This is a genomic window from Arthrobacter sp. H5 (assembly GCF_000520595.1).
GTDB lineage: Bacteria > Actinomycetota > Actinomycetes > Actinomycetales > Micrococcaceae > Arthrobacter_D.
The window spans coordinates 13,842-18,407 of record NZ_KI915001.1 but is presented as its reverse complement, the minus strand read 5'-3'; the positions used below and the strand labels follow the sequence as shown (position 1 = coordinate 18,407).

The window sequence follows — 4,566 nt, the reverse complement described above, 5'->3', positions numbered from 1 at the left end:
TCAGAAGGTCCGGCTCCCCCGCCAGCGAAATGGCAATCAGGACGCGTTGGCGCATACCCCCGGAGAATTCGTGCGGGTACTGTCCGTACCGCCGGTCGGCGTCGGGGATGCCTGCCTCGGTCATGAGCGCGACGGCGCGGCGGCGGATCTCCGCGCTGCCCTTCACTCCATTGCTCATCAAGGCATCCGCAATCTGCGCGCCCACCTTCATCGAGGGGTTGAGGTTGGACATCGGGTCCTGTGGAACCAGGCCAACGCGCTTGCCCCGGATGGTCCGCATGGCGGCTTCCGACGCAGTGGCGAGTTCTTCTCCGGCCAGGTTGATGGATCCGTGGGTGATCCGTCCGTTCCCGGGCAGCAGCCGAAGAATGGCTCCGATGGTGGTCGACTTTCCTGAGCCGGACTGGCCCACGATGGCCACCCGTTCGCCCTCTTTCAGGTCGAAGCTGACGTCGTGGAGTACCGCGGTGGTCCCAAAGGTCACCTCAAGGTTCCTTACGGTAAGAATGTTGTTAGCGTCCTGCTGCATAGCCCTGCGCTCCTCGGGGATTGGCGGCGGCCTTGAGCACGCCGGTTGCGGGATCGCTGACCACGGCGGAGAGTCGGCCCAGCGACCAGTCGCCCGCGCGGGTAACAATATGTCCGCGGCGTTCCAGGTCTGAGATGACATCCTCACCGAGCCGGTCCTCGACGACGGCGCCGCCCGGTTCCCAGGTGCGGGGCCAGAAGGAGCCAGGTATCGACGTCGTATGCAGTGATGGGGCGTCGATCGCCTGCTGCGGTGAGTAGCCGCCCACGATGGTGCGCAGGATGTAGAGCAGCTGCCACTGGTCCTGCTGGTCGCCGCCGGGCGAACCCAGTGCCACCACCGGCACGCCATCCTTGAGGATCAGCGTGGGAGTGAGAGTGGTACGGGGGCGCTTGCCGGGACGCAGCGTGGAGGGCGCACCGTCTTCCAGCCAGGTCATCTGCAGCCGGGAACCGAGGCAGAAACCCAGCTCCGGGATGGTGGGCGAGGACTGCAGCCACCCGCCGGACGGTGTGGCCGAGACCATGTTGCCCCACTGGTCCACGACGTCGATATGGCAGGTATCGCCCCGGGTCTCGCCGCTGGACGCGACAGTTGGTTCCCCGGGCTGCGCACCCGTTGGCTTGGCCACAGTGGGTTCGCCGACGCCTGCAAAAGCCTGCCCCTGTGAGGCCGGCGGCGTGTACTCGGTGCGCAGCGGCGGTGTGAACGGCGAGTGTCCGGGGACGCTGCCGGGCCGGAATTCCGCGGAGGCCTTCTCGGTAATGAGCGCACGCCGCTGGGCGGAGTACTCCGCAGAGAGCAGGTATTCCATGGGCACCGAAGCGTCGCCGTAGTACGCCTCGCGGTCCGCAATCGCCAGCTTCTGCGCCTCAAGGATGGTGTGGGCGCCAAGGGCCGTTGACGGATCAAGCTGCTGGTCCGGCAATCCGTCCAGTATGGCAAGGGTCTGCAGGAGGGCGGGTCCCTGTCCCCACGGGCCGGTCTTGGCGATGGTGTAGCCGCGGAAGGTGAAGGTGGTGGCTTCTTCGTAGCCCGCCTGGAAGCCGGCAAAATCCTCGCGGCTCATCACGCCTGCATGGTCGGTGCCCGAGGAATGCCGGTGCGGTGCCTGGATGAAGTCGACGGCGGCCTGGGCTACAAATCCCTCCCGCCATTCCAGCCGGGCTGCGTCGATGCGGGCCTCGCGGGTTTCAGCAGCGGCGCCGGCGTCGACCAGGCGGTCGAGGACCGAAGCGTAGGCCTCATTCTTCACGATCTCCCCTTCACCAGGGATGCGGCCCTCAGGCATCCACCGCGCAGCGGACGTGGGCCAGTGCTCGGTGAACAGTTCGGCGACGGCCGCAATTGTCCTGCCCACGCGTTCAAGAACGGGGTGGCCGTTGCGTGCATAACCGATGGTGAAAGCCAGCACATCCGCCAGTTCCCAGGTGCCATGGTCACGCAGGAGCAACAGCCAGGCGTCGACGGCGGCGGGTACGGCTGCGGCGAGCGCGCCGGCGCCCGGGACCAGTTCCAGGCCCTCGCCAAGGTAATGCTCGCGGGTTGCTGCTGCCGGCGCCGGGCCCTGGCCCATGAGCACCACGGGTTCGGACGGATTCACCGCGGTGGCAAAGACACCGGTCATGTCGCCGCCCGGACCGTTGAGGTGCGGCTCAACCACGTGGAGCACAAAGGCGCCGGCTACTGCGGCGTCAAACGCGTTGCCGCCGCGTTCCAGCACAGCCTGCGCTGACGCCGTCGCGAGCCAGTGGGTTGAGGCGGACATGCCGAACGTGCCCTGAAGCGTTGGGCGGGTGACAAAGGAATCGGGGGGTGTGTAGGTCACGTGAAATCTACTTTCGGCTGGTGTTGGTGGGATCCAGGGCATCGCGCAGAGCGTCTCCAAACAGGTTAAACGCCAGACAGATCACGGCGATGCCTATTCCGGGGAAGATTGCCGCCGTGGGCGAGCGGAAAATGTACTGCTGGGCGTCGGAGAGCATGATGCCCAGGCTGGGTGTGGGCGGCTGGATGCCAAGGCCCAAGAAGGACAACAGGGCTTCGCCAATCACGGCAACGGGCATGATCACTGTTGCCTGGACGATGATTGCAGAGGTGGCATTGGGCAGGATGTGCTGGGCCATGATCCTCAGGCCGGAGGCGTCCATGGTCTTGGCGCCCAGCACAAAGTCGCTTTCCTTGATCCGCAGGGTTTCGCCGCGGACCACTCGGATCATGGTGGGAATCTGGGCGATGCCGAGCGCCACCGCTGCGTTGCCGAGGCTCGGTCCACTGATGGCGGCGAGCCCCACGGCGATGATCAGGAACGGGAAGGCCAGGGTGACGTCCGTGAGCCGGGAGATTACGGCGTCGAACCCTTTCCAATAGCCGGCCAGCAGGCCAAGGGGCGTGCCGATCAGCACCGCAAGCAGCACTGACAGCACACCGACCTGCAGCGACGCCTGGATGCCGAAGAGCATGCGCGAGAAGATGTCGCGGCCAAGGTCATCGGTGCCGAGAAGGAACCCGACGGTACCTGGCTGCTGGAACGGGGTGTCGAAGTGCACTTCAGTGGGATCGTACGGCGCGATGATGGGCGCCAGGACAGCGGCGAGGACGACGACGGCCAGCAGAATCCCGCCAGTGAGGCCCAGCGGGTTGGTGCGCAGCGAGCGCCAAACTCTTCCCTTGCCGCTGCCGAGCCCCGGTGCTCCCAGCGTGCGGGAGGTGGTGACTGTTTCGGTCATGGCCATTAGTTGCTTCCTCCGACTCGGATTTTCGGGTTGACCACGGAGTACAGGATGTCCACGGCCAGGTTGATCACGATGTAGCTCAGGGTGATGATGAGCACCACGGCCTGGATCACCGGGTAGTCACGGGTGAAGACGGCGTCCAGGGTGAGTTTCCCGAAGCCGGGCAGCGCAAAGATCCGCTCGGTGACCACTGCGCCGGAAATCAGTCCGCCGAGCTGCAGGCCCACAATGGTGACCACCACAATGAGCGAGTTACGCAGCCCGTACCGCACCAGCACCCGGCTGCGTCCCAGCCCCTTGGCACGTGCCGTACGGACGTAGTCGGTGTTCATGGTTTCGATCATTGAGGCGCGGGTCTGGCGCATGATTACTGCAGCCAGGCCGGTTCCGAGGATGACCGCGGGCAGCGTGAGGTAGTAGATGCCGCGCAGTGGTTCGCTCACCATATCCACGTAACCGGAGGCCGGAAACCAGCCCAGGGTCACGGCCAGGTACAGAATCGCGAGGATGCCCAGCCAAAAGTTGGGCACGGAGAGCCCCACCAGCGCAAAGCCGTTGGCGAACCATTCGGGCCAGCGGCCGCGGTAGCGTTCGGCGATCACACCGAACAGGATGCCGACGACGACGGCCACCACAATCGCGTACGCAGAGAGCCACAGGGTGACGGGCAGGGTGGTGGCGATCAGGTCCACCACCGGGGTGCCGGTGCGGGTTGATTCGCCGAAGTCCCCCCGGGAAATGTTGCCCACAAATGTGAAGTACTGGGTGAGCAGCGGCTGATCCAGCCCCAGGTCGGCGCGGATGGCGGCAAGCTGTTCCGGAGAGGCTTCTTCGCCGGCCATCGCGAGGGCCGGATCGCCAGGCAGTTGCCGGACGCCGATGAACACCACTATCGAGGCGAGGATCAGGGTAACAGCGGACTGCCACAGCCGGGTCAACAGGTAACGGGTCATGGGTCAGTCCTTTTCTACAAATGCTGCGTTGCTCAGGTGGACCACGCCGTCCGCGTAGGTCTCGATACCCGCCACATTGGTGGTGTAGGCGGTGAGGCTTCGCTGCCGGTACAGGTAGATGAGTGGGTTGTCCTCCTGTACCTGCGCCACCGCCTGGCCGTAGAGTTCGGCGCGTTCGCCGTCGTCGTTGGTTTGTGCCGCGCTTTTGAGCGTGTCATCGACCTCCGGGTTGCTGTAGCCGGAGTAGTTGTTGCCGCCTCCAGTGGAGAGGAAGTTGAACATGTTGCCGTGCGGGTCCACGCGGCCGGACCAGCCGAGCTGAAGCATCTCGAAATCGCCGCGGGACTGG

Annotated in this window: 4 protein-coding genes and 1 pseudogene; all 5 read right to left on the bottom strand. The window is 65.4% G+C overall.

The genetic code is table 11. From position 1 onward, the window contains the following. A partial coding sequence (locus tag Y708_RS25085; protein ID WP_035776367.1) for an ATP-binding cassette domain-containing protein occupies positions 1-529 on the bottom strand: 529 nt, incomplete at its 3' end. Then, positions 513-2,357 (bottom strand): gamma-glutamyltransferase family protein, encoded by a 1,845-nt coding sequence (locus Y708_RS0113780; RefSeq protein ID WP_028280386.1) that lies wholly within the window; start codon positions 2,355-2,357, stop codon positions 513-515. The genes Y708_RS0113780 and Y708_RS25085, both read right to left, overlap by 17 nt. A gap of 7 nt (positions 2,358-2,364) precedes the next feature. After that, a complete protein-coding gene (locus tag Y708_RS0113775; protein WP_028280385.1) occupies positions 2,365-3,264 on the bottom strand; it encodes an ABC transporter permease in 900 nt (299 codons plus the stop codon). Then, positions 3,264-4,217 (bottom strand): ABC transporter permease, encoded by a 954-nt coding sequence (locus tag Y708_RS0113770; protein ID WP_028280384.1) that lies wholly within the window; start codon positions 4,215-4,217, stop codon positions 3,264-3,266. Before Y708_RS0113770 ends, Y708_RS0113775 begins: the two co-directional genes overlap by 1 nt. Positions 4,218-4,220: 3 nt before the next feature. Then, positions 4,221-4,566, bottom strand: a pseudogene (locus tag Y708_RS29255) (ABC transporter substrate-binding protein); the annotation flags it as partial.